Source organism: Streptomyces sp. NPDC001568 (assembly GCF_042893755.1).
Classification (GTDB): Bacteria; Actinomycetota; Actinomycetes; order Streptomycetales; family Streptomycetaceae; genus Streptomyces.
This window is the reverse complement of the sequence record NZ_JBIAVF010000030.1, coordinates 1-26,040: the sequence shown is the minus strand read 5'-3', so window position 1 is coordinate 26,040 and position 26,040 is coordinate 1. Positions and strand designations below refer to the sequence as shown.

Here is a 26,040-nt window from a genome sequence, read left to right as displayed (position 1 = left end):
CCCCCTCGGGCGTTTCCCACCGGGATTCGCCGGACGCCGACCGATCGGCGGCCTACCGTACGGACAAGGTGCCGTCCGCGGCAGCCACATGAGGAGGAACCCGTGACATCGCCCTGCGACCCCGAGCACGCTTCCCCCGGTGACGTCGGCGCGGCGCTCATGATGATCGACTCGCGGCTCAAAGCCGTCTACGACGGCAGGACCGAGACCGATCCCGAGCAGCGGGCGCTGATCGACCAGCTCGCCGGTTCCATGGACGCCGACGGAGTCCGTGACCTGCTGGACGGCGCGTGCACGCTCATCTACATGTTCATGACGTGGCTGCGCACAGCGCACGAGGCCCAGGACAAGGACGTCATCGAGTACGTGGTGCCGAACCTGGTCGCCTCGATGCGCGCGATGCCCAGGAGCATCGATCCCGAGACCATCCCCACCATGGCCGGCATGGTCATCGCCGCGGGCATCGGCCTGAGCCCGAACCTGTGGCGCCGGCAGTACGGGGACTGGACCCGGGCCGAGATGAACCCCCTGGAGGCCACGGCCTTCCTCCTCGCGGAGCACATCAACCGGATCACCGGCGACCGCGACTTCGCCACCCGCCTGATCGCCAAGGCGCTGTCCACCGCGAACCAGGACTGACGCCCCGCCGCACCGGGACACCCCACTCCTTTTCGGGAGCTCGGTCGCAGCCGGCGAGCGCGCCAGGAATCGGACCGCGGGGGAAAACGAAAAAGCGGGGAGATCACTCTCCCCGCACTTCCAAGGTATAGCGCACCGGGGGGCTTGCGGCAAGGCCCCGGTGGTGCCGGAGAATCGTCGGCCGATGCCACTACCTGCGGAAATGAGGGCACGACGTGCGTGTGTTGTTGTCGGCGTACGAGGGACGCGATGACGCCGGAACAGGGGTCCGGCCGGAGACGGTGGGCCTGCCGGCGCTGCGCGAGGTCGAGCCGCCGTCCGGCTCGCCGAAGCGAATGCGACCGGCCGGCGCGGTGCGACGCGGCGCGGCCTTCCCGGAGGGACCGCGATGAGCGAGCCGTACGTGTGGGATCTACGAGAGGTCGACGAGACGCGGCTCGCGGTCGTCGGCGGCAAGGGCGCTCACCTGGGCGCGCTGTCGCGGATCGAGGGCATCCGCGTACCGGACGGTTTCTGCGTGACGACGCACGCGTTCCGCCGGGTCATGGCGCACGCTCCGTCCATCGACGACCGGCTCGATCGCCTCTCGCGTCTGAACCCGGACGACCGGGAGGCGATCCGTACGCTCAGCGCGGAGATCCGCCGGATCATCGAGGGGATCACCGTTCCGGATGATCTCGCGGGGGAGATCACCGGCGCGCTCGCCCGGTTCGGTGAGGAGGCCGCGTACGCGGTCCGATCCAGCGCGACCGCGGAGGACCTGCCGACGGCTTCGTTCGCCGGCCAGCAGGACACGTACCTGAACGTGGTGGGCCCGGCGGAGATCCTCCGGCACGTCAGCCGGTGCTGGGCCTCGCTGTTCACCGAGCGCGCCGTGACCTACCGCCGGCGCAACGGCATCGACGACCGTACGGTCGACATGGCCGTGGTCGTGCAGCGGATGGTCTTCCCGCACGCGGCCGGCGTCCTGTTCACGGCCGACCCCGTCACGGGCCACCGCAAGGTCGCCACCGTGGACGCCGGGTTCGGCCTCGGCGAGGCCCTGGTCTCCGGTCTGGTGAACCCGGACGTCTTCAGGGTGCGCGACGGGGAAGTGGTCGACAGGGCGATCGCCGCCAAGCGGCGTGCCGTGCACGCCCTCCCGACCGGCGGCGGTACGCGCGAAGTGGCGATCGACCCGCGGCGGCAGGAGGAGCCGGCGCTGACGGACGCGCAGGTCGTACGGCTGGTGCGGCTCGGACGGCGGATCGAAGCGCACTTCGGTCGCCCGCAGGACATCGAATGGTGCCTGGCCGACGGCCCGGTCGAGGACCCGCTCGATGACGGGTTCCGCATCGTTCAGAGCCGGCCGATCACGACCCTGTTCCCCATCCCCGCCACCGCACCCACCGCCGCCCCCGGGACCGGCGAGTCGGGGAACCGCGTCTACGTCTCCGTCGGTCACGGGCAGATGATGACCGACCCCATGAAGTCCCTCGGGCTCTCCATGTGGCAGCTGACGGCCATGGTGCCGATGCACGCGGCCGGCGGGCGGTTGTTCGTCGACGTCACCCGGGGCCTGTCCGCGCCCGCGAGTCGAGCCGGGCTCCTGGACGCTCTGGGGAAGGGCGATCCGCTGATCAGGGACGCCCTGGAAACCGTCCTCGACCGCGACGACTTCCTCCCGCGGATCCCGGACACGACTCCGGACACGACCCCGGACACGACTCGGGACACGTCCTCGGACGCGGACACGACTCCCGGCGGGCCCCCCGTCGGCGGCCCGCCCGCCCCGATCGGGACCGATCCGGCCATCGTCACCGCGCTGATCGAACGCAGCCGGACCTCCATCGCCGCCTTGGAACGCGGCATCCGGACGAAGACCGGACCGGCGCTCTTCGACTTCCTGTTGGAAGCCTTCGAGGAGCACAAACGAGTCCTCGGCGATCCGCTGAACATGCAGGCGATCATGGCCGGCATGGACGCCACCTGGTGGCTCAACGACCACCTGTTCGACTGGCTGGGCGAGAAGAACGCGGCCGACACGCTCACCCTGTCCGCCCCCGACAACATCACGTCGGAGATGGGGCTGGCGCTGCTCGACGTCGCGGACGTGATCCGTCCACGGCCGGACGTCGTGACGTTCCTGCAAGGCGTCCAAGGCGTCCAAGGCGTCCAAGGCGTCGAGGACGAGGGCTTCCTGGACGAACTGGCGAAACTCGCGGGCGGCGCCGAAGCGCGCGACGCCATCGAGGCCTACCTCGACCGGTACGGAATGCGCTGCGTCGGCGAGATCGACATCACCCGGCCACGTTGGCGCGAACGCCCCTCCACGCTCGTCCCCGCGATCCTCGACAACGTGAGGAACTTCGAGGCGGGCGCCGCCGAGCGGCGCTTCGAGCAAGGACGGCTGAAGGCGCGGGCGAAGGAACAGGAGGTCCTGTCCCGCTTGCGGACCCTGCCGGACGGGGACCGCAAGGCCGACGAGACCAAGCGGATGATCGACCGGGTCAGAACCTTCATCGGGTACCGGGAGTACCCGAAGTACGGGATCGTCAGCCGCTACTTCCTCTACAAGCAGGCCCTGCTGGCGGAGGCCGACCGCCTCGTACGGGCCGAGGTGCTCGCCGACCGGGAGGACGCCTTCCACCTCACGTTCCAGGAACTCCACGACGCCGCGCGCTCGCACCGGGTGGACGGCCCGCTCATCCAGGAGCGCAAAGAGGCGTTCCGCTCGCACCACGCGCTCACACCGCCCCGGGTGCTCACCTCCGACGGCGAGACGCTCAACGGGGCCTACCGGCGCGACGACGTGCCGGCCGGCGCCCTGGCCGGCCTACCGGTTTCCGCGGGGACCGTCGAAGGAAGGGCCCGCGTCGTCCTCGACATGGCGCAGGCCGATCTCGAAGCGGGCGACATCCTGGTCACGACCTTCACGGATCCCAGCTGGTCGCCGCTGTTCGTCGGCATCGCCGGACTGGTGACGGAGGTGGGCGGCCTGATGACGCACGGCGCGGTGATCGCCCGGGAGTACGGCCTGCCGGCCGTCGTGGGCGTGGAGGGGGCCACCCGGCTGATCCGGGACGGTCAGCGGATCCGCGTGCACGGAACGGACGGGTACGTCGAGATCCTGCCCTGACCGACCACGGACGCGCGCCCCGCTGAGGTATGACCCGAGCGGGGCGCGCGTCCGCCGCACGGCGGAGACGCTCCGCCGTGGCGGACGACGCGTGGCCGCCATGTTCACGGCCAGCATGGGGTCATGACCACAGCGACCGCTCCGCTGCCCGCCTCCGGCCCCGTACCCGCTCCCCGTTGGGCCCGCCGGGCCGCCCACGCCATCGCCCTGTGCGCCCTCCCGTCCGGCCTGTGGCGCATCGCCATGGCGTCCGGGATCCACGTCGGCTACAGCGAGCAGGTCCTGCGGGACGTCTTCGACATTCCCGGCTGGGGCATCGCGTACGTCGTCGGCCTCTCCGTCCTCGCCGAACTGGCGGCCCTGTTCCCGCTGCTCCTCGTCAGCGACCGCCGGCAGCCGCTGCGACCCCGGACCCTTGCCGCGCTCGCTTGGACGGCCTCGGCCCTCCTGGTCCTGGTGGCGCTGTGGCAACTCGTGGTCGCCTTCACTGTCGAGAGCCGGACGTACATGTCGGACGGTACGGCCCGGACCGTCTGGGCCCTCGCCTTCGCACCGCTGTTCGCGATCCCGCCCCTGATGACCGCGGTGACCTGGTCGTACGGGAGGCGGCAGCGACAGCGGCAGTGACGGCGACCCCCTTCGCGGCGAGCGGGCGAGCGGGCGAGCGGGCGGCCGGGCGTGACCCGCCCCGTACAGCGGGGTTCAGTCCTCGATCGCCTGGTAGAGGGTGGTCCAGAAGTCCTGGATGAGCCGCGGCGAATCCAGCGTGGACATCCCGACCTGGGTGAGCAGGACTCCGGTGAGCCCGTTGTCGGGGTCGGCGTGGACGGTGGTGCCGGTACCGCCGTCCCAGCCGAACTGGCCGACGGGCTCGTAGGCGCCGGGGTGGGTGCGGACGGCCATCCCGAAGCCCCAGCCACCGTGCAGTCCCTGGCCCCCCGTCAGATGGGCGATTCCCTCGTACATGGCGTGCCGAGAAGCCTGCTGCCCGGGCGTGAGCCGGTTGGTGGTCATCAGCCGGACCGCCGGCCGGGACAGGATCCGTTCGCCGTCGTGCGTCCCGTGGTTCAGCAGCATCCGGAAGAAGGCGTGGTAGTCGTCGACGGTGGAGACCAGCCCGCCGCCGGCGCCCTGGAAGACGGGCGGCCGGCTCGACCTGCCGCCCGCCGCCTCGTCCCACACGAGGAACTCCCCGGTCTGCGGATCGGGCCCGTACAGCGGCGGCAGCCGGTCGATCTTCTCGGCCGGGACGTGGAACGCCGTGTCCTTCATCCCCAGCGGATCGAGGATCCGTTCGCGCAGGAACGACTCCAACGACCGGCCCGTGACCCTGGAGACGAGCACGCCGAGCACCTCGTTGGAGAGGTCGTACTGCCAGCGCTCGCCGGGCTGGTACGACAACGGCAGCTCGCCGAGGCGGCGCATCCACTCGTCCGGGTCGGGCGCCGGTCCGGACGCCACGCTGTAGTCGAGCCGCTCGAAGGTCGCGGCCCTGATCGGGGAGTCCATCAACCCGAAGTCCACTCCGAGCCCGAACGTGGAGGTCAGCAGGTCCCGTACGGTGATCGGCCGGCGGGCCGCCACGGTGTCCTCCAGGGGGCCGTCGGGCCGCTTGAGCACCCGGCGGTCCGCGAGTTCGGGCAACCACGGGTCCACCGGTTCGTCCAGTCGCAGTCGGCACTCGTCGAGCAGGACCATCACCGCGGCCGTCGTGACCGGCTTCGACGTGGAAGCCATCCGGAAGATCGTGTCCCGGCGCATCGGCTCGCCACCCTCGGGGCGCATCGTCCCGATCGCCTCGACGTGCGTCCGGCCGCCGCGGCCGACCAGGGCGACGAGCCCGGGAATCCTCTTGGACTCGACGTGCCGTGCCAGTACGTCGCGCAGTGCGCGCAGGCCGGCTTCCGAAAAGCCGCTGTCACCGTTGTTCGTCCCCATCGTGAATCTCCCCTTCGAGGTGGTCTCGCGAGGAGCGTGCACCTTGACCCAAGGTCAAGGTCAACACCGACAGGACCGCCCACACCGCTGCGCAGGAGCCCAGCGGGGCGCGAACGCCCCCGCAGGCGGTGTGATCGACCGGCGCGGATGCGGCTACCCTCGCCCCTGCGACCCCCCGCGACCCCCGCGCCGAGGTCCGCGACACCGCTACACCGCGGCCGCCCCCGACGCGCGGCCGCCCACGACCCGGAGGTGCGCCGATCCGATGGCGAACGGACTCACGATCGGTCAGGCGGCGGCGTTCGTCGGCGTCACGATCAAAACCGTCCGGCACTATCACCGGCTCGGCCTGGTCGCCGAGCCGGAACGTGACGGGTCCGGCTACCGCCGTTACGGTTCGGCCGACCTGCTCCGGCTGGTCCAGGCCCGGACCCTGGCCAGGGCCGGGGTGCCGCTGGCCGAGGTCGGCGACCTCCTCGACGCCGAGCCCGAACGGTTCGCCGCCGCGCTGGACGACGTATACCGTCGGCTCACCGAGCGGATCGAGGACCTGACCGCACGCCGCGACACCCTGCACCGACTCGGCAACGGTGACCGGGTCCTGCTGCCCGACCGGGCCTGCGCGGTCCTGGACCGACTCACCGGTCTCGGCTTCGGTCCCGACTACGTGGCCACCCAACGCGAAGCCCTGGTGCTCACCCGGGCGCTGCTCCCGGAGATCTTCGACGGCTTCCTGACCCGGCTCCAACGCTCCCTGGACGATCCCGAGTTCGTCGAGCTGACCAAGCGCGGCTCGGAGGCGGCGTCCTGGGATCCCGACGATCCCCGGATCGAGGAGCTGGCATCCGCCCTGGCCGCCAGGCTGCTGACCGACCGCGCACTCCTGGAGATGCCGACCGGCTCCCACGGCCGGTCCGACACCGCCTCCCGGTACGGACTGGTCAACCACCACCGCGAGGACCGGGCGCCGGCCATCGCCCGACTGAACGCGCTGGTCGAGGCCAACCTCCGCGCAGCCGGTGTCGACATCCCGCGCCAGTGACACCACCCGGCGGCTGCCGTGCCGGCCCCGACCGACGCCGGTGCCACGGGAGGAACCGAGCGCGGACCCCGTCCGTCACCGGCACCGGCCTGCGTTGAGGCGGGCGGCCTGGCGCGTCAGGTGGTCGCGCTCGGCGAGGTTGGCCGCCTTGAGGGCGGCCTCGGCGTACAGCCGGGCCGCCGTCGACCGGTCGCCGTCGCGCTCGTGGAGGTAGGCCGCCACCGCGGTGTGGCGGGGGAGGGCGGCGTCCACCTCCGCGAGCGCCCGCAGGCCGGCGCGCGGCCCGTCGGCCTCCCCGACGGCGACCGCGCGGTTCAGCCGCACGACCGGACTGTCGGTCAGCCGCGCGAGCTCGTCGTACCACTCGACGATCTGCACCCAGTCGGTCTCCTCGGCGGCGGGCGCGTCCGCGTGGAGCGCCGCGATGGCGGCCTGCGCCTGGAACTCGCCCAACCGGTCGCGGGCGAGGGCCGCCTGGAGGATCCCGACGCCCTCGGCGATCATCGTCTTGTCCCACCGCCCCCGGTCCTGTGCGGCGAGCGGTACGAGGCTGCCGTCGGACGCGGTCCGGGCGGCACGCCGCGCGTGGTGGAGCAGCATGAGGGCGAGCAGCCCCGATGCCTCCGGGTGGTCGACCGCGGCCGCGAGCTGCCGGGTGAGCCGGATCGCCTCGGCGGCGAGGTCGACGTCGCCGGAGTAGCCCTCGTTGAAGACCAGGTAGAGGACGCGCAGCACGGTGGCGACGTCGCCGGGCCGGTCGAGGCGCACGCCGGAGACGGTCCGCTTGGCCCGACTGATGCGCTGCGCCATGGTCGCCTCGGGCACCAGGTAGGCCCGGGCGATCTGGCGGGTGGTGAGCCCGCCGACGGCGCGCAGGGTGAGCGCGACCGCGGACGCCGGGGTCAGCGACGGGTGCGCGCACAGGAAGTAGAGCTGGAGCGTGTCGTCCGCCGCGGGCGCCGGCCCGGGCGCCGGCTCCACCTCGACGCGGTCCTCACGCCGACGCCGTGAGACGTCGGCGCGGGTCGCGTCGAGGAACTTGCGCCAGGCGACGGTGACCAGCCAGCCCTTGGCGTCCCGCGGCGGGTCGGTCGCCCAGACCCGGAGCGCCTCGACCAGCGCGTCCTGCACGGCGTCCTCGGCCGCCGCGAAGTCGGCTCCGCGGCGGACGAGGACGGTGAGCACGCTCGGCGTCAGGCGCCTGAGTCGGAGCTCGTCCATCGGTGGCGTCACTCCGTGATGGTGGGCGGCGCGGCCAGGAAGGGACGCACCTCCAGCCACTCGTGGATCGGCTTGCCGCCGGCCCCCGGCGCGGCCGACAGTTCCCCGGCCAGCTCGACGGCCCGCTCGTAGCTGTCGACGTCGATGATCATCCAGCCGGCGATGAGGTCCTTGGTCTCGGCGAACGGTCCGTCGGTGACCGGCGGGCGCCCCTCGCCGTCGTAGCGGACCCACGCCCCCTCGGGGGCGAGCGCCTGACCGTCGACGAACTCGCCGGTCTGCTCCAGCCGGCCCGCGAAGTCGTGCATGTACTGGACGTGGGCCGAGATCTCCTCCGGCGTCCACCGGTCCATCGGCACGTCGTTGGCCGGAGCCGGGGCGCCGCGGTAGTGCTTGAGCAGCAGGTACTTGGCCATCGTGGTTCTCCTCACTGGTGCGACCCATTGTGGTCGCCGGTCGCTCTCACCACGGGGACGGAGCCGCCCGCGGGTTCTCGACATCGCCGCCGCGTTCTTTTTTCGACCCGTCCGGGCGAGCTCCCCGCCGGGCCGGGCCCGACATGCCGCCGGGGCGCTCCCGGTATCCATCGGGCGGCCTCACCCTGGCCTATAATCGAACTTGTGTCCGAAAATGAGTCATCGCGTCTCGACCTCCTCCGCTTCCTGGAGAAGGTCCAGGTCAGAGACCTGCAACGCACGCGCGACTGGATCGCCGCCGAGGAGCGGCGCACGGCGTACGAGGGCGCGCAGGGGCCGCCCGCGCCGCCTCCGGCGCCCGCCGAGTGGTTGGTCGAGCACGGGATCGGGACCGGCCGGCCGGCTGTCCGCGTGCACGTGGGCACCTGCTGGGACACCCGCACGCGCTGCAAGCCCGCCGACCGGGACGCCGTGCGACGCGCACTCGCCGAGGGCGTATCCGCCTGTCCCCAGTGCCGCCCGGACACCGCTCTCGGGGTGCTGGAGTGACCGGCCGGCGGCACCCTTGAAGCATGGATGACGCGCTGCCCGTGATCGTTTACCCGCCCGACGAACAGGGCGGGCGCCGCGTCCGGGTCGACGGCGAGATCCTCGGCCGCGCCTTCGGCCCCGCCGACGTCCTGGAATTCCTGCGCCTGGCCGGGCGCGATCCGGACGAGGTCGCCCCCTACGGCGAAGGCCTCATCGAATGGCGCGGCGGCGGCCCCGCCACCTGGCACACGGGGTAGCGCCCGGCACCGCGCGGGGGAGGGTCGTTCCTGCGTTCCCCCGTTCCCCCGTCAGCTGTCGAAGTGGTCGCGGGAGGCCTCGATGTGACCGAGGTACCGGTGGGTCCAGTCGCACAATCCGTCGATCGTGACCCGCAGGGCCTGGCCCGGCTCGGTGAGGGTGTACTCGACCCGCGGCGGCACGACGGGGTGCACGGTCCGTTCCACCAGGCCGTAGCGCTCCAGCATGCGCAGGTTCTGGGTGAGCATCTTGTGGCTGATGCCCTCGACCCCGTCCCGCAGCTCGCTGAAGCGCAGGGTGCCTTCGCCCAGCGCCTCGATGATCAGCAGCGCCCATTTGTTGGCGACGTCCGAGAAGATCGTCCGCGCCAGCGAGTCCGCGCGCCGCAGGTCCGCTTCGTCGGGCGAGCCCGTGTACTGCTTGGTCACCATGAGGTTCCCCAGTCACCGAAAAGTGCGTTCTTCCATGTCAGCGATCACTCTCCTACGGTTCCTGAGTAACCACAAGAGAGCGCCGGGCCCCCGTCCGGCGTAGTTGCGAGCCCATGGGCTCGGGTGAGAAGGAGGCGGGTCGTATGGCCATCACGCTGGTGAACCCCGAGGGACTTCCGGAGATCGACGTCTACCGGCAGGTGTCGATCGCGACGGGCACGAGGCTCGTCTTCGTCGCCGGGCAGGTCGACTGGACCGCCGAGGGCGACACGGTCGGCGAGGGCGACCTCGCCGCGCAGGTCGAGCGGTGCTACCTCAACGTCGCCACCGCGCTGGCCGAGGTCGGCGGATCCTTCGATGACGTGGCGAAGTTGAACGTCCACGTCGTCGACTGGACCCCCGACAAGATGCCCCAGCTCCTGGAGGGGATCCGTCGGGCATCCGAGAAGCTGGGGACCACCCCGGTCCCGCCGGCCACGCTGCTGGGCGTGGCGGCGCTGGACGTCCCCGCGCACCTGGTGGAGGTCGAAGCCACCGCGGTGCTCGACTGACCGGACCCGCACCCACCACGGTCGGGCCCGACGCGGCGCCCGAGGCCACCAACCGGTCGTTCGCCCCGCCGCCCGTCCGCGCGCCCTGCGCCGACGGGCGGCTACCGGCTCGCCGGCTCCCTTGTCACCGGTGCCCGTACCCGGTGCCGAAGCCGAGCGTTCACATCAAGTCAATGCAACGCACGGCGTCGTCGTGTTGCGTTGCTTCCTCAGGTAGTTGCAACGATTGCTGCCAACTGACCTGCAAATATGGCAATTACGCGCAACGAGCCTGTTGCCGAGTTCATGAAGGCAACGTAGCTTTTCGTTCATCAGAAACGACAAGGCGAAGGAAGCCATCATGCAGAAGTTCCTCACCCCCGCCACCGTCTCCGCCGTCCTCGACATCCCCGCCGGACGCATCCGGTTCGTCGCCGCCGACCGCGCCGACACCACGGTCGAGGTCCGGCCCGCGGACGACTCGAAGCGCCGGGACCTGGAGGCCGCGCAGCAGATCACGGTCGAGTACGGGGACGACGTCCTGCGGATCGCGGCCCCGGCACCGAAGAACAAGATCCTCGGGAACTCCGGCTCCGTGGACGTGGTCGTCCACCTGCCGGCCGGCTCCCGCGTCGAAGCCAAGGCGGCCGCCGCCGAGTTCCGGGGCGTCGGGCGGCTCGGCGACGTCACCTTCGAGGGCGCCCAGGGCTCCATCCAGCTCGACGAGACCGCGAGCGCCCGCCTCACCCTCCTCGCCGGGGACATCACGGTCGGCCGACTGGGCGGCCCCGCAGACATCAGCACGCAGAAGGGCGACGTCCAGGTCGGCGAAGCCGTGAGCGGCACGGTCGTGCTGCGCACCGAGGCCGGCGACCTGTCGATCGCCGCAGCCGCCGGGGTCCACGCCTCCATGGACGCCGGCACCGCCTACGGCCGGATCCGCAACACCCTCCGGAACACGGACGGCGCCGCCGACCTGAACATCCACGCGACGACCTCGTACGGCGACGTCACCGCCCGCAGCCTCTGACGAACCATCCGCAACCCCCGATCCTGCGCAACCCCCGATCCTCCGCGGCCCCGCCCCTCCGAAACCCTTCCAAGGAGCAGCACCCCTCATGACGAACCTGGCCATCTCGGCGCACGGGTTGCGCAAGTCCTACGGTGACAAGGCCGTCCTCGACGGCATCGACCTGACGGTCCCGGCCGGTACGGTCTTCGCCCTCCTCGGCCCGAACGGCGCCGGCAAGACCACCGCCGTCAAGATCCTCTCCACCCTCATCACCCCCGACGCCGGCGCCCTGCACGTGGCCGGCCACGACCTGGCCACCCACCCCGGAGCGGTACGCGCCGCGATCGGCGTCACCGGCCAGTTCTCCGCCGTCGACGGCCTGATCACCGGCGAGGAGAACATGCTCCTGATGGCGGACCTCCACCACCTCCCCAAGGGTGAGGGGCGCCGCACCGTCACCGAACTGCTGGAACGCTTCGACCTCACCGACGCCGCGAAGAAGCCCGCCTCCACCTACTCCGGCGGCATGAAGCGTCGCCTCGACATCGCCATGACCCTGGTCGGCAGCCCGCGGGTCATCTTCCTCGACGAGCCGACCACCGGCCTCGACCCGCGCTCCCGGCACACCATGTGGCAGATCATCCGTGAACTGGTCACGGGCGGCGTCACCGTCTTCCTCACCACCCAGTACCTGGAGGAGGCCGACCAACTCGCCGACCGCATCGCGGTCCTGAACAACGGTCGGATCGCCGCCGAGGGCACCGCCGCCGAACTCAAGCGCCTCATCCCCGGCGGACACGTCCGCCTCCGCTTCACCGACCCGGCCACCTACCGGTCCGCCGCCGCCACCCTCCACACCGCCGCCGGCGACGACGAGTCCCTCTCGCTCCGGATCCCCAGTGACGGCAGCCAACGCGACCTGCGCACCATCCTCGACCGGCTCGACACGGCCGGCATCGAGGCCGACGAACTCACCGTCCACACCCCCGACCTCGACGACGTCTTCTTCGCCCTCACCGGCAACACCACCGTCCCCACCCAGAGCACCCCGAGCGCCCCGAGCACCCAGCCGACCCAGTCCGAGGAGAACGTCCGATGAGCACCCTCTCCCTTGCCGTGCGCGACTCGTCCACCATGCTGCGCCGCAACCTCCTGCACGCGCGCCGCTACCCCTCCCTCACCCTGAACCTGCTGCTCACCCCGGTGATGCTGCTCCTGCTCTTCGTCTACGTCTTCGGCGGCGTGATGAGCGCCGGCCTCGGCGGCGGCGCCGACCGCTCCGCCTACATCGCCTACGTCGTCCCCGGCATCCTGCTGATGACCATCGGCTCCACCGTCATCGGGGCCGCGGTGTCCGTCTCCACCGACATGTCCGAGGGCATCATCGCCCGCTTCCGGACCATGAACATCCACCGTGGCTCCGTCCTCATCGGGCACGTCATCGGCAGCGTCCTGCAATCGGTCGCCAGTGTCGTCCTCGTCGGCATCGTCGCCGTGGCCATCGGCTTCCGCTCCACCGACGCCACGGTCCTGGAATGGCTCGCCGCCTTCGGGCTGATCGTCCTCTTCGCCCTGGCCCTCACCTGGATCGCCGTCGGCATGGGCATGGTCAGCCCGAACGCCGAGGCGGCGAGCAACAGCGCGATGCCGCTGATCCTCCTGCCGCTCATCTCCAGCGCCTTCACCCCGATCGACGCGATGCCGGGCTGGTTCCAGCCGATCGCCCAGTACCAGCCCTTCACCCCCGCCATCGAAACCCTGCGCGGCCTTCTCCTCGGCACCGGGATCGGCCACAACGGATGGCTCGCCCTCGCCTGGTCCGTCGCCCTGGCCGCCCTCGGCTACCGCTGGTCCACCTCCTCCTTCAAGCGCGACCCGAAGTAGCCGCTGTGACAGCGCGGGCCACCTCCCGCACCGGTTCCGCCCCAGGGGCGGCGTACCCCGACCCCCGTCGGAGCACGCCGCCCCTTTCGCGTTCGCACACCGGTCAGGACCCCGCGCTCCCTCCGTGAGCCCCTCGGTGAGCCCCGACCGAGCCGGCGGCCGGCCCCCGCCGGCGGCACGGGCTCCGTCCTCACCGGTCCGTTCCTGGGGCCGGTGTCCTGCCGGCCGATACCGCTTATCCAGGGCGAATCCAGACCTCCTCCACTCCCCCTGGCCAGGTCCGGACCACGGTGGTGGTTCGCGCGAGTACATGGAGGTAGCAATGGATCTGTCGAAGCAGGTGGCCATCGTGACCGGCGGCGGGCGGGGAATCGGCCGTCAGATCGCACTTTCCCTCGCCGACCACGGGGCTCGCGTCGCGGTCGTCGCGCGGACGCGCGACGAGTTGGAGGCGACGGCGGAACTCGCCGGCATCAACCGCTCGAACGTTCTCGTGGCTCCCGCCGACATGACGGAGGAGGCGTCCGTCGCCGAGGTCGTCGCCCAGGTCAACGCCCATTTCGGGCCGGTGAGTTTGCTGGTCAACAACGCCGCCACCTATACGGCGGGCGAACCTCCCTTCTGGGAGGCCGACCTCGACGCCTGGTGGCGGACCGTCGACATCAACGTCCGCGGCCCCCTCATCTGCATGCGCGCCGTGCTGCCCACCATGGTCGCCGAGGGGCGCGGCCGGATCATCACCGTCAGCAGTGACAGTGGCGTCCTGCCGTTCCCCGTCACCTCGTACTCCTTCGGCAAGAGCGCCCTGGTGCGCCTGACCGAAACCCTCGGCATCTCCCTCGACAGCGCCGCAACCGGCGTACGGACCTTCGCGATCAGCCCCGGCACCGTCCAGACCCGCCTGACCGAGTCGTTCGCCGCCAAGTACCCGGACATGGAGTGGACTCCCGCCGAGGACAGCGGCCGCCTCGTCGCCGCCCTCGCCTCCGGCCGGTACGACGCCCTGCACGGCCGATACCTCTCCGTCGAGGACGACCTCGACTGGCTGCTGGACCGTCTCGACGAGGTCCAGAACGAGGAACTCCTCGTCACCAGGATGCGCGCCTACGGACCCGGCGGCGCCATCGTCACCAACTGGGAGTAGCCGGCCCCCGCCCGCGCCCACCTCCGCCCGCGCACCCCCGCCCGTGCTCGCGCCCACCCCGCCCGAGCCCGTTCCACCTGCCCCGCCCCGCCCGAGCCCGTCCCGCACCCCACCACCGCAAAGGACCACGATGTTGGACCCGAGACAGGCAGCCATCCGCCCCGGCGCTGCGCTGCCGTCCCTGACCGGCATGCGTTTCATCGCCGCGCTGCTGGTCTTCCTCGCCCACATGTCGGCCGCCGGCATGTTCACCGACCAGCTCCTCAACACGCGCCTGGACAAGTACCTCGGCACGCTCGGCGCCGTCGGCGTGTCCTTCTTCTTCGTCCTCAGCGGGTTCGTGCTGACCTGGTCCGCCCGCGACAGCGATCGGCCCGGCCTCTTCTACCGGCGCCGCCTCGCGAAGATCTACCCGAACCACTTCGTCACCTGGATCGCCGGCCTGCTCCTCGCGGTGCTCGCCGGCACGGCCGTCACCGGCAAGGAGTTCCTGCCCGGCCTGTTCCTGGTGAACGCCTGGTTCCCCGAGTACCTCGTCATCCGGGGCACCAACGGCGCTGCCTGGTCCCTGTGCGTGGAGCTCGTCTTCTACCTCACCTTCCCCGCCCTGCTCCTGTGGGTGAAGCGGATCCGCCCGCAGCGGCTGTGGGCCTGGGTGGGCGTGATGGTCCTCGGCGCGATCGCCGTCGCCGTGATCGCCGAGTCCTTCCTGCCGTACGAGTCGCTGCCCGGCCTGAAGTACGGCTGGTGGCAGTTCTGGTTCGTCTACTTCCTCCCCGTCAGCCGCCTGTTCGAGTTCGTGATCGGCATCCTGCTCGCCAGGATCGTCATGTCCGGCCGCTGGATCCCGGTGAGCCGCCCCGTGGCCGCCCTCACGCTCATCCCCGGCTACCTCGGCACCGTCTTCCTCCCCGGTTCGTACGGACTGGTGCTGCCCCTGCTGATCCCCCTCGGCCTGATCGTCGCCTCCGGAGCGCACGCGGACGCGACCGGCCGCACCAGCTTCCTCGGCGGCCGCACCATGGTGTGGCTCGGCGAGATCTCCTTCGCCTTCTACATGCTCCACATGGTCGTCGCCTACCACGGACCCGCCGCCTTCGGCAGTGGCCGCCAATGGGACACCATCGAGGCCACCGCCCGCATCGCGGGCTGGCTCGCCCTGACCCTGGCGCTGTCCTGGCTGCTCTACCGCTTCGTCGAACTTCCCGTGATGCGCCGCTGGTCCCGTCCCCGCGCCCGCGCTGCTTCCCCGACCACCCCCACACCCCCTGCCACCACCCCATCCCCGACCCCGGCACCGGATGGGACGCCGCCCGCCCGAGAATCCCTGGTGAGCGTCCGATCCGACTGACGGCGCCCGTAGGGCCCCACTCGGGGGCCCTACGCCACCGGCGGCGACTTCGCCGGCATCGTCGACGGGATCTTCCCGTTTACCGACCGACTTCGCCCGGGCCACCCTTACCGGGGCTGAGCACCAGGCACGTACTCCCGACCACGGCCGGGGCCAGACGGACGAATCACGTCCGCCGGGCCCCGGCCGTGGTCGTCGTACGTCCCCCGTCAGTACCGGATCCGGAGGAATCAGCGTCGGAAATCACACCGGATCCGATTCCGATTCCGGATCCGATTCCGGATGGGCGGCGCATTCGGTCACTCGCGTATTGATGACCGCGCTGCCATAGGCGGTGAGGCTGGCGCGCAATTGGTCCCAGCCGTCTTCCGATCCGGCGACGAGACCGGCCATCAGCCGACGCTGCTGTTCCACCACGAAGGGCCAGGAGGCGATCCCGATCAGGGTCATCAGCAGATGGCCGACCTCCTGGGGCGAGGTGAGGGACAGGGCCTCGCGGAGCGCCTCGTTCTTGTTCAGGTAGTACGCGTGACGTTCTTCCTCCCCGGGGATTTCCGCGTCTCCGTAGTGCAGGCCCTCCCACGCGAGGAGGCGCACCAGGCTCGGGTCGCGCCGGTGGTAGTCGAAGACCTGGCCGACGTATTGCTCAAGATCCTCCCGCGTCGTCGGCACGGGAACCCGCTCGCTCAGATCCCGGTAGGCGGCCGCCAGGACCTTGGAGAAGAGCTGCTCCTTGCTGCCGAAATACGAGTACAGACGCTGTTTGTTCGCCGCCGCCTGTTCTGCGATGCGGTCCACACGGGCGCCCGCGATGCCGTACGTGGCGAACTCCCTGCGGGCTGCGTCCAGCAGGCGGGTCGGCGTGTCGCGAGTTGGATCATTGGCCATGCATCGAGCCTAGCACGAAAAACCAACTGGATGGTTGGGCCCAACCAACTAGATGGTTGCGCCCTCTCGAGCGTTCCCCTAGTGTCGATGACGTCAGCCCGGCCGGCGCCTCCGCCAAGGCCCCCGGGACCGGGTACTGCCAGGCGTCGTGAAGGGCGCATCGCCCCGCGAATGCCCTTCCTCTCGCATGCTCATCGCCCCGGGATCCGTCGTGGCATTCAATGCCGCGCGGTTCCACTACCGAGGAGTTCGTCATCAATCAGCCGATCCAGAGCATCGTCCTGGTCGGGGACCGGTTTATCGGGTTCGCCGCACAGGAGAACGTATTCACCGTCTCTCAGTTCATCGACGACCTGCGCCGCGGCGCATATGCGACGGAAGGCGAGCCGGTCCTCGCGGAAAGCGCGCAGGGCGTGTCCGAATCCGATGTGCTGCTCATCGTCGAGGAACTGCGCCACCGAGGCCTCGACCGCGTGCAGATCCGGCTCCAGCCCGCCGCCCTCAGCGGCGCCGGTGAGGTGCACAAGCACCAGGTGGCCAACGCGCTGATCGCCGACCTGCACCAGGTCAGCGACTCGTTATTCGGAGCGGGACTGCGGGTGCACAACGACAACGAGTTGCTGCTCGACCACCAGACCGGCCAGCACGTGCAGGGCATGATCGCCGTAGAGGCGTCGCGCCAGATGTTCCTGGCCGTCACGGAACGCTTCTTTGCCGCTCAGTGGCCGCAGCGCAAGTACTACTTCGTCATCGAGCACATGAACACCGCGTTCGAGAACTTCCTCTTCCCGCTGTGTTCCACCATCGAGTACCGGATCACCGAATCCCGTACGCAGGATCCGTCCCGGCTGTCCTTCCACGCCGAGGTCGGCATCCACCAGGCCGGCCGCCGGTCCTCCCTCACCCACCTGGCCTTCACCGCCTTCGACTCCGATGTGATCGAGGCCAAGGAGGACCGCCGCGCCCGCCAGGCCGTCGAGCACACGCTCCGGACCCCGGCCGCAGTCCTTTCCGGTGTCTGACCGACACCGGCTTCCCCGGCCGTACCGGCCACGCACCGGCTGACGTATCCGCCGCAGTCCGGCCGCAGGCCGACCGACCGCCGGGCCCCCGCCGCACCCCGGCCCCCGGCCGTCCCACGGGCACGGCCCGCTTCCCCGCGCCGGACCCCGTGCACTCCACCCACTCCACTCCACCCAGCCACTCCACCGAGGAGCAGTCATGTCCGCATCACTCATCACCGCCGTGGAACTGTCGGTCAAGCCCGATCAGGTCGATGCCGCCGCCACCGCCTGGAAGGCCCACCACGCCGCATCCGCGTTCGAGGGCCGCGCCCTGTTCCGGAGCCTGGAGGGAGCCGCCCTCCTGGAGCTGGCGCCGGTCGCCGGCTGGGAGCAGTTCGCCGACCTGCGCTCCGACTGGGCGCAGCTGTGGGACGCGCTGGCCCCGATGGCCGAGGGTGACTTCCGGCGTCAGGTGCTGGGCTTCGTCGACGCGCCCAAGCCGGCCGACACCGCGTTGCCGCAGACCCCCTATGTGCAGATGCGGCACATCGAGGTACCGCCGCGGGTCTACTCGCCGTACCGCGCCTGGCGCGAGGAGACGATCTACGACGTGGTGCGCACCGCCGACGAGGTCGAGGTCTTCGAGGCGTACCACTCCGTGGTGAGCACCGAGCCCGGTGTCATGTTCGTCTCGGGATTCAGCTGCGACCCGGCCGACTACACGGCGGTGTTCACCTCCCCGCGCTACCAGGAGATCGTCCGGCAGGCCGGGGACCGCTTCATAGCGGGCGGCGAGCGCGGCCTCTACACCACGATCTACGCCCGTGTGTCGTAGCACGCCCCACGTCCTGCCCTGCACCGGAAGGACGCGAGAAGCACAACACGCGAAGGAGAGGAGAAGCGGATGGGACCGTCGCGCACCTACCAGCTGAGTCTCACCACTCAGGGGCCGACCTACCCGCCCAGCGAAGTGATGGACGCGAACGGCGACTTCGTCGTGATCGGCCGCATCAACCGTGACGACGGCACGGGCGGCGTGTCGAACGGCTGGGGCTGCGCCATCGTTTCCGCCGAGAGCTCGTTGCCGCCGTTCGGCGGCAACGAGCCGTACCGCATCGTCCGTGACCTGCCGGATCATCCCGGCCAATTCAGTCCGGCCGACAACGAGATCGTGCTGCACACACTGCCGCTGCCCTTGCCCTGCAGCAACTATCCGATGGTCTTCGCCCCGGAGCAGTTCCCGAAGGCGTCCGAGGTGGTGCGCCCGAGCTACGCGTTCCACCAGGTCGACGTACCGGACATGCGGGCCCAGGACGGGCCGAAGGTGACGGAACCGGTGACGCTCGGCACGTGGGGACGGGCGCGCGGCGAGCTCGAGGTGCGGCTGGCCGACGACGCGAGGTCCGCGGAATTCAGTTTCGAGTTCGCCGGGATGCTCCCCAACAGCCTGTACACGGTGATGTCGCTCCGGGCACACGACCTTGACCCGTCGGGGCCGACCCGACCCGGACCGCTCGGCGTACCCAATGCCTTCGTCACCGACCAGGACGGCAAGGGCCGCTACCGGGCCTCCCTCCCCGATCCCTTCCCTGCGCCGGGCACCGGTGGCAACCGCGTCGTGAACGTCATCGTGCTGTGGATGAGCTACCAGCAGAACTACGGCGGAGCGATCGGCCAGTTCGGCCTGGGCGGGGACATCCACGCCCAGCTGAAGCTCCAGGGACCCAGCTTCGAGGAATTCACGACCACCGGCTGACGAGAGGAACCACCATGCCGATCATCTCCGTAACCACGTGGCCCAGTGAGAACGACGAGAAGTGCCACGAGCTGATGGAAGAGCTCACGGAGACCGTCCACCGGGTCACGGGAGCGCCCCGCGACCGGATCACGGTCTACATCCAGGAAGTGTCGCGCAACCGCTGGTCCGAGGGCGGGGCGGTGGGTTCGGACCCGGACTTCGCCCGGCTCAGCCGGGCCGCCCGGCCCGCCGCCGTCTGACGTCGCCCCCGCCGGCCTCGGGGGGCCGGGCGCGATGCCCGGCCCCCACCCGTCCCGTACCAGGAAGGACTTCCGCCATGAGCGCACCCACCTCCGCCGACAACGACGACCGGATGGAGCGCGGGCTACGGACCCTGCGCCGGATCGAGGCCACCGAGCGCCCCGGCATCCTCGACGGTTTCCAGGACATCGCCCCCGGCTTCGGTGAGCTGATCGTCGGCTTCGCGTTCGGTGACGTCTGTTCCCGGCCGGGCTTGGAACCGCAGACCCGCCAACTCGTCACCATCGCCGCGCTGACCGCACTGGGCAACGCCGCTCCGCAACTGGAGTTCCACGTCCGTGGCGCGCGCAACGTCGGCTGCGGCCGCCGCGCCATCGTCGAAACGGTCCTCCACCTGAGTGACCACGCCGGATTTCCCGCGACCCTGGAGGCGCTGGGCGTCGTCAGGACCGTCCTCGAAGCCGAAGCCGAAGCCGAAGCCGAAGCCGAAGCCGAAGCCGCCCGCGTCCGGCCCACCGACCGCTCCGAAGGCGGGCCGGGGGCGAAGGCCCACGACGGCCACGACGGTATCGGCGAGCAGGTCCTCGCCTCCGTACGGGCCATCGACCCGGATCTCGCCGACTTCCTCGTCGAGACCGTGTCCGGCGCCCCGGATCCGGACGCCGCGCGCGGCGGCCTCGATCCGCGCACCCGCGCGATCGTGGCCGTCGCCGCCTGCACGGCCATCGGCACGCGGCGACCGCAGCTCATGGCGAACGTGCACGAGATCCTCGACGCCGGCGGCACGCGGCAGGACGCCGTCGAGACGATCCTGCAGATGGCCGTGTACGCCGGCGTCCCGGCGGCGGTGAACGGCCTCAACGCGGCGCGCGACGTCTTGCGGACGCGATAGGGCGACAACGCCGCAACCGGGCCGCGCGCCCCCCTGCCCGTCCCACATTCCGATCACACACCCGTACCCGAAGGAGGGACCCACCATGACCGCTCGTCCCTACCTCGTCTTCGCCGACGTGGACGAGACACTCATCCACTGCAAGAGCATGTTCGACTTCCTCCACTACCACCTGACCGGCCGGCACGGCGCCGCGGGGACCGCCGAACACGACCGGCTCCTCGCCGGCTTCCAGCAGGCCGCCGCGACCGGCACACCGCGCGAGCTGATCAACCGCGCCTACTACGCCGCGTACGCCGGCGAATCCGAGGCCACCATCGCCGCCTGGGGCGAGCGCTGGTTCGCCGACCGTGCCGGGGACGGCCTCTTCATCGACGCGACCCGGGACGCGCTCCGCGCCCACCGCGAGGCCGGCGCCGAACTCATCCTGGTCTCGGGGTCGTTCCCCGCTTGCCTGGACCCCGTCGCCCGGGCCGTCGGCGCCGGGCACCTGCTGTGCAGCCGTCCCCTCGTCGAGACGGACGCGGCCAGACCGGGGACCGGCGGTACCTACACGGGCCTCATCGAGACCCCGATGATCGGCCCGCACAAGGCGACCGCCGTACGTCGCTTCCTCGCCGACCGGCCGCACATCGACCCGCGCGACTGCTACGCGTACGGCGATCACCCGTCCGACCTGGAGATGCTCGGCTGCGTCGGTCACCCGGTCGTGGTCGGCGACGACCCCGCCCTGCGCGCCCTGCTCGACGCCCGGCCTTCCCCCACTCCTCTGGAGCACCAGCGATGACCGTGTACTCACCCGCCACGACCGCCGTCGGCATCATCGGATCCGGCTCGTACCTCCCGACCGAGATCGTGCCCAACTCCGCGGTCGCGGAACTGGCCGGAGTGACCGCCGAGTGGATCGTGCGCAAGACCGGCATACGGGAACGGCATCGCGCCGCGCCCCACGAGGCGACCTCCGACCTGGCCACCGCCGCCGCGCGGGCCGCGATGGACGACGCCGGGATCCGCGCACGCGACGTCGCCTGGGTGATCGTGGCGACCTCCACCCCCGACTACCCGCAGCCGGCCACCGCCTGCCTCGTGCAGAACCAGATCGGTGCGACCCAGGCGGCGGCCTTCGACATCAACGCCGTCTGCGCCGGCTTCGTCTTCGCCCTGCAAACCGGTGCGCAGCTCCTGGCGGGCATCAGCGAACACACCGACGCCAAGTACGCGCTGGTCGTGGGCGCGGACGTCTACTCGCGGATCCTGGACCACAGCGACCGCAAGACCGCGGTGCTGTTCGGGGACGGCGCGGGCGCCGTCGTGCTCGGCCCGACCCGCCCCGGATTCGGCATCGTCGGGACCGGCACCAGCACCGACGGCAGCCTCCACGACCTGATCGGGGTCCAGGCCGGCGGCAGCCGCCACCCGGCCTCCGCGGGCACCCTGGCCGACGGGCAGCACTTCTTCAGAATGAGGGGGCGGGAGGTCCGCGAGTTCGTCAACGAGCGCCTGCCCGCGGCCGTCCAAGGCGTGCTGGCCGCCCACGGCGTCGATCCGGCCGAGGTCAAGCACTTCGTACCCCATCAGGCCAACGGCGTGATGGTCGGCGAGGTCATACCTCGACTGGGGCTGCCCAACGCCCACGCCCACCTGCCGGTCGACCTGCACGGCAACACCGGCGCCGCCTCCATACCGCTCGCGCTCGACCACGCCAACCGGTCCGGCGCGCTACGGGACGGGGATCTCGTACTGCTGGCCGGCTTCGGCGGCGGCATGGGAGTCGGCACGGCCCTGGTCCGCTGGGACGCCACGCGCCCCCGACACCCGGCCGTGCCGCACTCCGCGCAGCTCGTCGGGAGCGTGGCCCGATGAACCGACCCCTCACCGTCCCGGCCTCCGCGTTCCGCTCCGCCCCCGTGTCCGACGTGCTGTGCGCGGTGCCCGGATGCGCCATCGCCCACTGGTCGATGGGACGCGACGTCCTCGACGCCGGCCCCTGCGCACACGGTTGGAGCCCCGGCCCCCGGGCCGACCATCCCACCCCCACCCCCACGGGCGGCCCGACCGTCCCCACCCCCACCCACGGAGACCGGTAACCATGACACGAAGCTCCTCCACCCTCACCCCGGACAGGCAACGCCCCGCCGCCGCGCCCGGCCCCGCCCCCTCACCGGTGCGTGCCTGGCTGGCCGTCATCGCCCTCTCACTGGGCACGTTCTCCTTCGTCACCACCGAGACGCTCCCCATCGGACTGCTGCCGTCGATCGGCGCGGGCGTGGACGTCTCCGTCGGCACCGCCGGCTTCCTCGTCACCGGCTTCGCCGCAGTCGCCGCGATCACCGCGGCACCGCTGACCACACTGTGCGGGCGCGTGGACCGCAAGTGGCTGCTGGCCGGGCTGCTCGTGATGTACGTCGCGGGCAACCTGCTGGCCACCGTCGCCTCCTCGTACGGCGCCCTGCTGTCCGCCAGGGTGCTCGTGGCACTCGCACACGGCGTCTTCTGGTCGATCGCCGCGGCCATCGCGGTCCGCCTGGTCCCCGAGCGGCATGCCGTTCGGGCCACCGCACTCGTTCTCGGCGGGATCTCGCTGGCCTCGGTGCTCGGCGTCCCGCTGGGCACCATGATCGGTCAGCGGTCGGGCTGGCACACCGCGTTCGCCGCCGTCGCCGCGATCGGCTTCGTCGTCCTCGTCGCGGTGCTGCTCCTGTTGCCGAACCTCCCCGCGCAGGGCAACGGCAGCCTCGCCGCCCTACCGCGCGTCCTGCGCAACGGCCGACTGCGTGTCGCCGTCGCGGTCACCGCACTGGTGATGATCGGTCACTTCCTCGCCTTCACCTACGTCGCCCCCTACCTCGAGCAGATCACGGGCATCAGCGAAAGCATGGTCGGCGTACTGCTCCTGGTCTTCGGAGCCGCCGGGTTCGCGGGCAACTTCGTCGCGGGCGCCGTGGTCGGCCGCTCGGTGCACGGCACCCTGACGGGCGCTCTTGTCCTGATGACCGTCTCGCTCGCCCTCCTGTGGGCCTTCGGCGACTCCAAGCCCGTGGCGATCACCCTGCTCGTCCTGTGGGGCCTGGCCTTCGCGGCCCTGCCCGTCGGCCTCCAGACCTGGGTGCTGCAACTGGCCAAGGAGGAGTCCGATGCCGCCTCGTCGCTCTACGTGGCCGCCTTCAACGGCGCCATCGCCGTGGGATCCCTCGCGGGCGGACTGCTCGTGGACTCCGCCGCCGGACCGCGCGCCGTGACAGCCGTCGCCGCCGCGCTGACCGCCTGCGCCCTGCTGACCCTGCTGCTGTCCGCCCGCGGCACGCGCGCCCGCGGTCCCGCTCCGACCCCCACCCCCACGAACGCCTGACCGCGCCCCGGCGTACCAGCAGGCACACACCCCGACCGGAACACAGGAGAGCACCACATGGAGCACCGCACCCTCGGTACCTCGGGACTACGGGTCTCGGCGATCGGCCTCGGCTGCATGGGCATGTCCGCCTACTACGGGACCAGCGACGAAACGGAGTCCATCGCCACCATCCGCCGTGCCCTGGACACCGGGGTGACGTTCTTCGACACCGCCGACGCCTACGCCGCCGGCCGCAACGAAGAACTCCTCGGCCGCGCCCTCGGGGGGCGCCGCGACGAAGCGGTGGTGGCCACCAAGTTCGGCATCCGCAGCGTCGGCCCGGGCGGCACGGCCGGCGGCGCCGTGATCGACTCCAGCCCCGCCCACGCCCGGCAGGCGTGTGACGCGTCCCTGGCCCGGCTGGGCGTGGAGAGCATCGACCTCTACTACCTGCACCGCCGCGATCCCGACACGCCGATCGAGGAGACCGTCGGAGCCATGGCGGAGCTCGTCACGGCCGGAAAGGTCCGGCACCTGGGCCTGTCCGAGGTCAACTCCGACACCCTGCGCCGTGCCCATGCCACGCACCCCATCACGGCCCTGCAAACCGAATACTCCCTGTGGGAACGGGACGTGGAGAGCGACATCGCCCCCACGGCCACCGAGCTCGGCATCGGACTCGTGCCCTACTCGCCGGTCGGCAGGGGCTTCCTCACCGGGGCCCTCACCTCCCTCAGTCAACTGGAGCCGGACGACTACCGCCGCAACGACCCCCGCTTCCAGGGAGAGAACCTCACCCGCAACCTCGCCCTCGTGGAGCGCGTCCGGACCCTGGCCGGCGACATCGGTTGCACCCCCGTCCAGCTGGCCCTCGCCTGGCTGCTCTCCCGAGGCCCGCAGATCGTTCCGATCCCCGGCACCCGGCGCATCAGCTACCTCGAGGAGAACGCCGGCGCAGCCGACTTGCACCTCACCGCGGCCCAGCTGCACGAACTGGAGCAGGCCCTCCCGGCCACCGAGGTGTCCGGAGAACGCTACGCACCCGCGGCCCTGCGCCTGCTCAACACCTGACCCCGCGACCGTACGTCCCCCCACAGCTCGGCGGGCGCCGTGCCACCCGGCACACGGCGCCCGCCGTACGAAGCCGTCCCGGCCCGGAACACGCTTCACCGTGCGGCCGATTGCCCGGGTGCGGCAAGGAATCGTGGGACCGGACTGCCCGAGGCCCTCATTGTCCGCCCGCTTCCGGTTGAACGAAGCTGTGCGGACGGGGCTGGAGCACCATGGCGGCGCAGGGCCTTTCCGACCGGCCAGGAGAGGCATGTGAGGGCAGTGCCGAGTACGGACATCACCCACGGAACGGGCGGCCCGTCGCGGCCTCCGCCCGGCGCCGACCACCCCGCCCGGCGGTCTCCCGGCCGCGCGCGATTCGTGGGCGCGCTATTGATCGTGCTCTGCCTGATCCCGGCGCTGGGCTGCCAACTCGTCTTCGGCGTCTGGCTGCCCCACGACATCAAGCGGCACCAGGACTACGTGGCGGCCGTGCCGTGCGCTGCCGACGCGACGGCGAAGGACGGTGAGGACTGCCTCCGGACGGTCTCCTTCACCGTGGAGCGAGCCACGAACAATCCGGGTATGAGGTCCGGCGGCTACAAGGTGACCCTGTCGGGCACACCCTTCTGGAACGGGGTCGTGGAGTTCGGCGACCCGGATCCGGTACTGGAGACACTGCGGCCGGGCGACCGGGTCACCGGGACCGTCTGGCGCGGCGACGTCGTCACGGTCGGCAAGGGGCGCCTTCGGCAGAGCACGTCCGAAGCACCCCGGGACGAACCCCAGATGACGGTCGCCATCGGGACGTTCCTGGGACTCCTCGCGGTCATGGGGCTGGGGTTCGGCGCGGTGCGGATGGCCAGACCCCTCGACTACGAGCCCTTCACCTGGCGCCCGTACGGAAAGCCGCTGCTCGCCCTCATGATGATCACCTGTGCTGCCGTGGGGTTGCCCGCCGTGTGGCTCGACATCCCGTCGTGGGTGGTACCCGCCGTGGCCGTACCTGTCGTGGTGTTCACGGCCCGGCTGCTCCACCGAAGCCGCCGGCCGAACGGGGCATCCGCCCCAGCCGTATGAGGCGTGTCGGGCGGGGACGACGGACCGCGCGTGCATCGAACCCGGCGACCGCGGCCACCGGCACGGTCGCCGCACCGGCGCCGCGCGACGTCAACGCGAGAACGCCCGGCGGGATTGTCCCGGCCGGGCGTCGCTGTGTGCGTGCTGCTGTGTGCGTGCTGCTGTGTCCGCTGGTGGTTCGGCGCCGGCTTAGTACCAGTGGTGGGTCTGCCAGAAGTTCCAGGCGCCGACGGGGCTGCCGTAGCGGGAGTTCATGTAGTCCAGGCCCCACTTGATCTGGG

Annotated in this window: 28 protein-coding genes and 1 pseudogene; 23 read left to right on the top strand and 6 right to left on the bottom strand. The window is 71.2% G+C overall.

Going from position 1 to position 26,040, the window contains the following annotated elements; all coding sequences use genetic code 11:
* Nucleotides 1–102 precede the first annotated feature (102 nt).
* The 3 genes from ACFY0I_RS37485 (at nt 103) to ACFY0I_RS37475 (ending at nt 4,384) form a co-directional block, all read left to right on the top strand.
* Nucleotides 103–639, top strand: a complete 537-nt coding sequence (locus ACFY0I_RS37485) for a hypothetical protein (protein WP_388904146.1) — start codon at nt 103–105, stop codon at nt 637–639.
* Nucleotides 640–1,027: 388 nt separating this feature from the next.
* The gene (gene rph, locus ACFY0I_RS37480; RefSeq protein ID WP_388904145.1) at nt 1,028–3,757 is read left to right on the top strand and encodes a rifamycin-inactivating phosphotransferase; all 2,730 of its coding nucleotides are present in this window, start codon (nt 1,028–1,030) and stop codon (nt 3,755–3,757) included.
* Between the two features lie 123 nt (nt 3,758–3,880).
* Nucleotides 3,881–4,384, top strand: a complete 504-nt coding sequence (locus tag ACFY0I_RS37475; protein WP_388904143.1) for a hypothetical protein — start codon at nt 3,881–3,883, stop codon at nt 4,382–4,384.
* Nucleotides 4,385–4,459: 75 nt separating this feature from the next.
* On the opposite strand, the gene ACFY0I_RS37470 is transcribed toward ACFY0I_RS37475, so the two are convergent.
* Nucleotides 4,460–5,695, bottom strand: a complete 1,236-nt coding sequence (locus ACFY0I_RS37470; protein WP_388904141.1) for a serine hydrolase domain-containing protein — start codon at nt 5,693–5,695, stop codon at nt 4,460–4,462.
* Nucleotides 5,696–5,960: 265 nt separating this feature from the next.
* Between ACFY0I_RS37470 and ACFY0I_RS37465 the strand changes: the two genes are divergently transcribed.
* Nucleotides 5,961–6,737, top strand: a complete 777-nt coding sequence (locus ACFY0I_RS37465; protein WP_388904140.1) for a MerR family transcriptional regulator — start codon at nt 5,961–5,963, stop codon at nt 6,735–6,737.
* A gap of 75 nt (nt 6,738–6,812) precedes the next feature.
* Here the strand turns inward: ACFY0I_RS37465 and ACFY0I_RS37460 are convergent, their stop codons facing one another.
* Entirely contained in the window at nt 6,813–7,958 is a 1,146-nt protein-coding gene (locus tag ACFY0I_RS37460) for an RNA polymerase sigma factor (RefSeq protein WP_388904138.1), read from the bottom strand.
* 8 nt (nt 7,959–7,966) lie between these two features.
* Nucleotides 7,967–8,374: a YciI family protein gene (locus ACFY0I_RS37455; RefSeq protein ID WP_388904137.1), complete on the bottom strand. Its 408-nt coding sequence runs from the start codon at nt 8,372–8,374 to the stop codon at nt 7,967–7,969.
* Between the two features lie 204 nt (nt 8,375–8,578).
* Between ACFY0I_RS37455 and ACFY0I_RS37450 the strand changes: the two genes are divergently transcribed.
* Entirely contained in the window at nt 8,579–8,923 is a 345-nt protein-coding gene (locus ACFY0I_RS37450) for a DUF6233 domain-containing protein (protein ID WP_388904136.1), read from the top strand.
* A 23-nt stretch (nt 8,924–8,946) separates the two neighbouring features.
* Nucleotides 8,947–9,162: a hypothetical protein gene (locus ACFY0I_RS37445; protein WP_388904135.1), complete on the top strand. Its 216-nt coding sequence runs from the start codon at nt 8,947–8,949 to the stop codon at nt 9,160–9,162.
* A 51-nt stretch (nt 9,163–9,213) separates the two neighbouring features.
* Here the strand turns inward: ACFY0I_RS37445 and ACFY0I_RS37440 are convergent, their stop codons facing one another.
* Nucleotides 9,214–9,594, bottom strand: coding sequence for a winged helix-turn-helix transcriptional regulator (locus ACFY0I_RS37440; RefSeq protein WP_388904134.1), 381 nt, complete (start codon nt 9,592–9,594; stop codon nt 9,214–9,216).
* Between the two features lie 143 nt (nt 9,595–9,737).
* Here ACFY0I_RS37440 and ACFY0I_RS37435 point away from each other — a divergent pair, with 143 nt between their 5' ends.
* The 6 genes from ACFY0I_RS37435 to ACFY0I_RS37410 all read left to right on the top strand — a co-directional run bounded on the left by ACFY0I_RS37435 (nt 9,738) and on the right by ACFY0I_RS37410 (nt 15,515).
* Nucleotides 9,738–10,145: a RidA family protein gene (locus tag ACFY0I_RS37435; RefSeq protein ID WP_388904132.1), complete on the top strand. Its 408-nt coding sequence runs from the start codon at nt 9,738–9,740 to the stop codon at nt 10,143–10,145.
* A gap of 340 nt (nt 10,146–10,485) precedes the next feature.
* Nucleotides 10,486–11,154, top strand: coding sequence for a DUF4097 family beta strand repeat-containing protein (locus tag ACFY0I_RS37430; protein ID WP_388904130.1), 669 nt, complete (start codon nt 10,486–10,488; stop codon nt 11,152–11,154).
* An 88-nt stretch (nt 11,155–11,242) separates the two neighbouring features.
* On the top strand, nt 11,243–12,235 hold the full coding sequence (locus ACFY0I_RS37425; RefSeq protein ID WP_388904129.1) for an ATP-binding cassette domain-containing protein: 993 nt from the start codon (nt 11,243–11,245) through the stop codon (nt 12,233–12,235).
* Complete coding sequence (locus ACFY0I_RS37420; protein WP_388904128.1) at nt 12,232–13,020, top strand: ABC transporter permease; 789 nt, start codon at nt 12,232–12,234, stop codon at nt 13,018–13,020. Before ACFY0I_RS37425 ends, ACFY0I_RS37420 begins: the two co-directional genes overlap by 4 nt.
* A gap of 322 nt (nt 13,021–13,342) precedes the next feature.
* Entirely contained in the window at nt 13,343–14,164 is an 822-nt protein-coding gene (locus ACFY0I_RS37415) for an SDR family oxidoreductase (protein WP_388904127.1), read from the top strand.
* Between the two features lie 130 nt (nt 14,165–14,294).
* Nucleotides 14,295–15,515: an acyltransferase family protein gene (locus tag ACFY0I_RS37410; protein ID WP_388904126.1), complete on the top strand. Its 1,221-nt coding sequence runs from the start codon at nt 14,295–14,297 to the stop codon at nt 15,513–15,515.
* Nucleotides 15,516–15,758: 243 nt separating this feature from the next.
* On the opposite strand, the gene ACFY0I_RS37405 is transcribed toward ACFY0I_RS37410, so the two are convergent.
* Nucleotides 15,759–16,403, bottom strand: a complete 645-nt coding sequence (locus ACFY0I_RS37405; RefSeq protein ID WP_388904125.1) for a TetR/AcrR family transcriptional regulator — start codon at nt 16,401–16,403, stop codon at nt 15,759–15,761.
* Nucleotides 16,404–16,624: 221 nt separating this feature from the next.
* On the opposite strand from ACFY0I_RS37405, the gene ACFY0I_RS37400 reads away from it, so the two are divergent.
* From ACFY0I_RS37400 to ACFY0I_RS37350, 11 genes are all read left to right on the top strand, one after another.
* Nucleotides 16,625–17,425 (top strand): AfsA-related hotdog domain-containing protein, encoded by an 801-nt coding sequence (locus tag ACFY0I_RS37400; protein WP_388904123.1) that lies wholly within the window; start codon nt 16,625–16,627, stop codon nt 17,423–17,425.
* A gap of 199 nt (nt 17,426–17,624) precedes the next feature.
* Entirely contained in the window at nt 17,625–18,242 is a 618-nt protein-coding gene (locus ACFY0I_RS37395) for a hypothetical protein (protein ID WP_388904122.1), read from the top strand.
* A 69-nt stretch (nt 18,243–18,311) separates the two neighbouring features.
* Nucleotides 18,312–19,163, top strand: a complete 852-nt coding sequence (locus tag ACFY0I_RS37390) for a hypothetical protein (protein WP_388904120.1) — start codon at nt 18,312–18,314, stop codon at nt 19,161–19,163.
* 14 nt (nt 19,164–19,177) lie between these two features.
* The gene (locus tag ACFY0I_RS37385; RefSeq protein ID WP_388904118.1) at nt 19,178–19,405 is read left to right on the top strand and encodes a 4-oxalocrotonate tautomerase family protein; all 228 of its coding nucleotides are present in this window, start codon (nt 19,178–19,180) and stop codon (nt 19,403–19,405) included.
* Between the two features lie 77 nt (nt 19,406–19,482).
* Nucleotides 19,483–20,298: a carboxymuconolactone decarboxylase family protein gene (locus tag ACFY0I_RS37380; protein WP_388904116.1), complete on the top strand. Its 816-nt coding sequence runs from the start codon at nt 19,483–19,485 to the stop codon at nt 20,296–20,298.
* 85 nt (nt 20,299–20,383) lie between these two features.
* Nucleotides 20,384–21,085 (top strand): HAD family hydrolase, encoded by a 702-nt coding sequence (locus ACFY0I_RS37375; RefSeq protein ID WP_388904115.1) that lies wholly within the window; start codon nt 20,384–20,386, stop codon nt 21,083–21,085.
* The gene (locus ACFY0I_RS37370; RefSeq protein ID WP_388904114.1) at nt 21,082–22,161 is read left to right on the top strand and encodes a 3-oxoacyl-ACP synthase III family protein; all 1,080 of its coding nucleotides are present in this window, start codon (nt 21,082–21,084) and stop codon (nt 22,159–22,161) included. Before ACFY0I_RS37375 ends, ACFY0I_RS37370 begins: the two co-directional genes overlap by 4 nt.
* Nucleotides 22,158–22,385 carry a hypothetical protein gene (locus ACFY0I_RS37365; RefSeq protein ID WP_388904112.1) on the top strand — a complete coding sequence of 76 codons (228 nt, stop codon included), beginning with the start codon at nt 22,158–22,160 and terminating at the stop codon, nt 22,383–22,385. Before ACFY0I_RS37370 ends, ACFY0I_RS37365 begins: the two co-directional genes overlap by 4 nt.
* Nucleotides 22,386–22,387: 2 nt before the next feature.
* Nucleotides 22,388–23,647 (top strand): MFS transporter, encoded by a 1,260-nt coding sequence (locus ACFY0I_RS37360; RefSeq protein WP_388904111.1) that lies wholly within the window; start codon nt 22,388–22,390, stop codon nt 23,645–23,647.
* 57 nt (nt 23,648–23,704) lie between these two features.
* Complete coding sequence (locus ACFY0I_RS37355) at nt 23,705–24,700, top strand: aldo/keto reductase (protein WP_388904110.1); 996 nt, start codon at nt 23,705–23,707, stop codon at nt 24,698–24,700.
* Between the two features lie 378 nt (nt 24,701–25,078).
* Entirely contained in the window at nt 25,079–25,759 is a 681-nt protein-coding gene (locus ACFY0I_RS37350; protein ID WP_388904109.1) for a hypothetical protein, read from the top strand.
* Between the two features lie 189 nt (nt 25,760–25,948).
* On the opposite strand, the pseudogene ACFY0I_RS37345 reads toward ACFY0I_RS37350, so the two are convergent.
* Nucleotides 25,949–26,040, bottom strand: a pseudogene (locus tag ACFY0I_RS37345) (lytic transglycosylase domain-containing protein); the annotation flags it as partial.

Excerpts from the sequence above, each read along its gene's own strand:
- rph (WP_388904145.1), top strand. The coding sequence starts at position 1,028 with ATGAGCGAGCCGTACGTGTGGGATCTACGAGAGGTCGACGAGACGCGG.
- ACFY0I_RS37475 (WP_388904143.1), top strand. The coding sequence starts at position 3,881 with ATGACCACAGCGACCGCTCCGCTGCCCGCCTCCGGCCCCGTACCCGCT.
- ACFY0I_RS37470 (WP_388904141.1), bottom strand. The coding sequence starts at position 5,695 with ATGGGGACGAACAACGGTGACAGCGGCTTTTCGGAAGCCGGCCTGCGC.
- ACFY0I_RS37465 (WP_388904140.1), top strand. The coding sequence starts at position 5,961 with ATGGCGAACGGACTCACGATCGGTCAGGCGGCGGCGTTCGTCGGCGTC.
- ACFY0I_RS37460 (WP_388904138.1), bottom strand. The coding sequence starts at position 7,958 with ATGGACGAGCTCCGACTCAGGCGCCTGACGCCGAGCGTGCTCACCGTC.
- ACFY0I_RS37455 (WP_388904137.1), bottom strand. The coding sequence starts at position 8,374 with ATGGCCAAGTACCTGCTGCTCAAGCACTACCGCGGCGCCCCGGCTCCG.
- ACFY0I_RS37445 (WP_388904135.1), top strand. The coding sequence starts at position 8,947 with ATGGATGACGCGCTGCCCGTGATCGTTTACCCGCCCGACGAACAGGGC.
- ACFY0I_RS37440 (WP_388904134.1), bottom strand. The coding sequence starts at position 9,594 with ATGGTGACCAAGCAGTACACGGGCTCGCCCGACGAAGCGGACCTGCGG.
- ACFY0I_RS37435 (WP_388904132.1), top strand. The coding sequence starts at position 9,738 with ATGGCCATCACGCTGGTGAACCCCGAGGGACTTCCGGAGATCGACGTC.
- ACFY0I_RS37430 (WP_388904130.1), top strand. The coding sequence starts at position 10,486 with ATGCAGAAGTTCCTCACCCCCGCCACCGTCTCCGCCGTCCTCGACATC.
- ACFY0I_RS37425 (WP_388904129.1), top strand. The coding sequence starts at position 11,243 with ATGACGAACCTGGCCATCTCGGCGCACGGGTTGCGCAAGTCCTACGGT.
- ACFY0I_RS37420 (WP_388904128.1), top strand. The coding sequence starts at position 12,232 with ATGAGCACCCTCTCCCTTGCCGTGCGCGACTCGTCCACCATGCTGCGC.
- ACFY0I_RS37415 (WP_388904127.1), top strand. The coding sequence starts at position 13,343 with ATGGATCTGTCGAAGCAGGTGGCCATCGTGACCGGCGGCGGGCGGGGA.
- ACFY0I_RS37410 (WP_388904126.1), top strand. The coding sequence starts at position 14,295 with ATGTTGGACCCGAGACAGGCAGCCATCCGCCCCGGCGCTGCGCTGCCG.
- ACFY0I_RS37405 (WP_388904125.1), bottom strand. The coding sequence starts at position 16,403 with ATGGCCAATGATCCAACTCGCGACACGCCGACCCGCCTGCTGGACGCA.
- ACFY0I_RS37400 (WP_388904123.1), top strand. The coding sequence starts at position 16,625 with ATGCCGCGCGGTTCCACTACCGAGGAGTTCGTCATCAATCAGCCGATC.
- ACFY0I_RS37395 (WP_388904122.1), top strand. The coding sequence starts at position 17,625 with ATGTCCGCATCACTCATCACCGCCGTGGAACTGTCGGTCAAGCCCGAT.
- ACFY0I_RS37390 (WP_388904120.1), top strand. The coding sequence starts at position 18,312 with ATGGGACCGTCGCGCACCTACCAGCTGAGTCTCACCACTCAGGGGCCG.
- ACFY0I_RS37385 (WP_388904118.1), top strand. The coding sequence starts at position 19,178 with ATGCCGATCATCTCCGTAACCACGTGGCCCAGTGAGAACGACGAGAAG.
- ACFY0I_RS37380 (WP_388904116.1), top strand. The coding sequence starts at position 19,483 with ATGAGCGCACCCACCTCCGCCGACAACGACGACCGGATGGAGCGCGGG.
- ACFY0I_RS37375 (WP_388904115.1), top strand. The coding sequence starts at position 20,384 with ATGACCGCTCGTCCCTACCTCGTCTTCGCCGACGTGGACGAGACACTC.
- ACFY0I_RS37370 (WP_388904114.1), top strand. The coding sequence starts at position 21,082 with ATGACCGTGTACTCACCCGCCACGACCGCCGTCGGCATCATCGGATCC.
- ACFY0I_RS37365 (WP_388904112.1), top strand. The coding sequence starts at position 22,158 with ATGAACCGACCCCTCACCGTCCCGGCCTCCGCGTTCCGCTCCGCCCCC.
- ACFY0I_RS37360 (WP_388904111.1), top strand. The coding sequence starts at position 22,388 with ATGACACGAAGCTCCTCCACCCTCACCCCGGACAGGCAACGCCCCGCC.
- ACFY0I_RS37355 (WP_388904110.1), top strand. The coding sequence starts at position 23,705 with ATGGAGCACCGCACCCTCGGTACCTCGGGACTACGGGTCTCGGCGATC.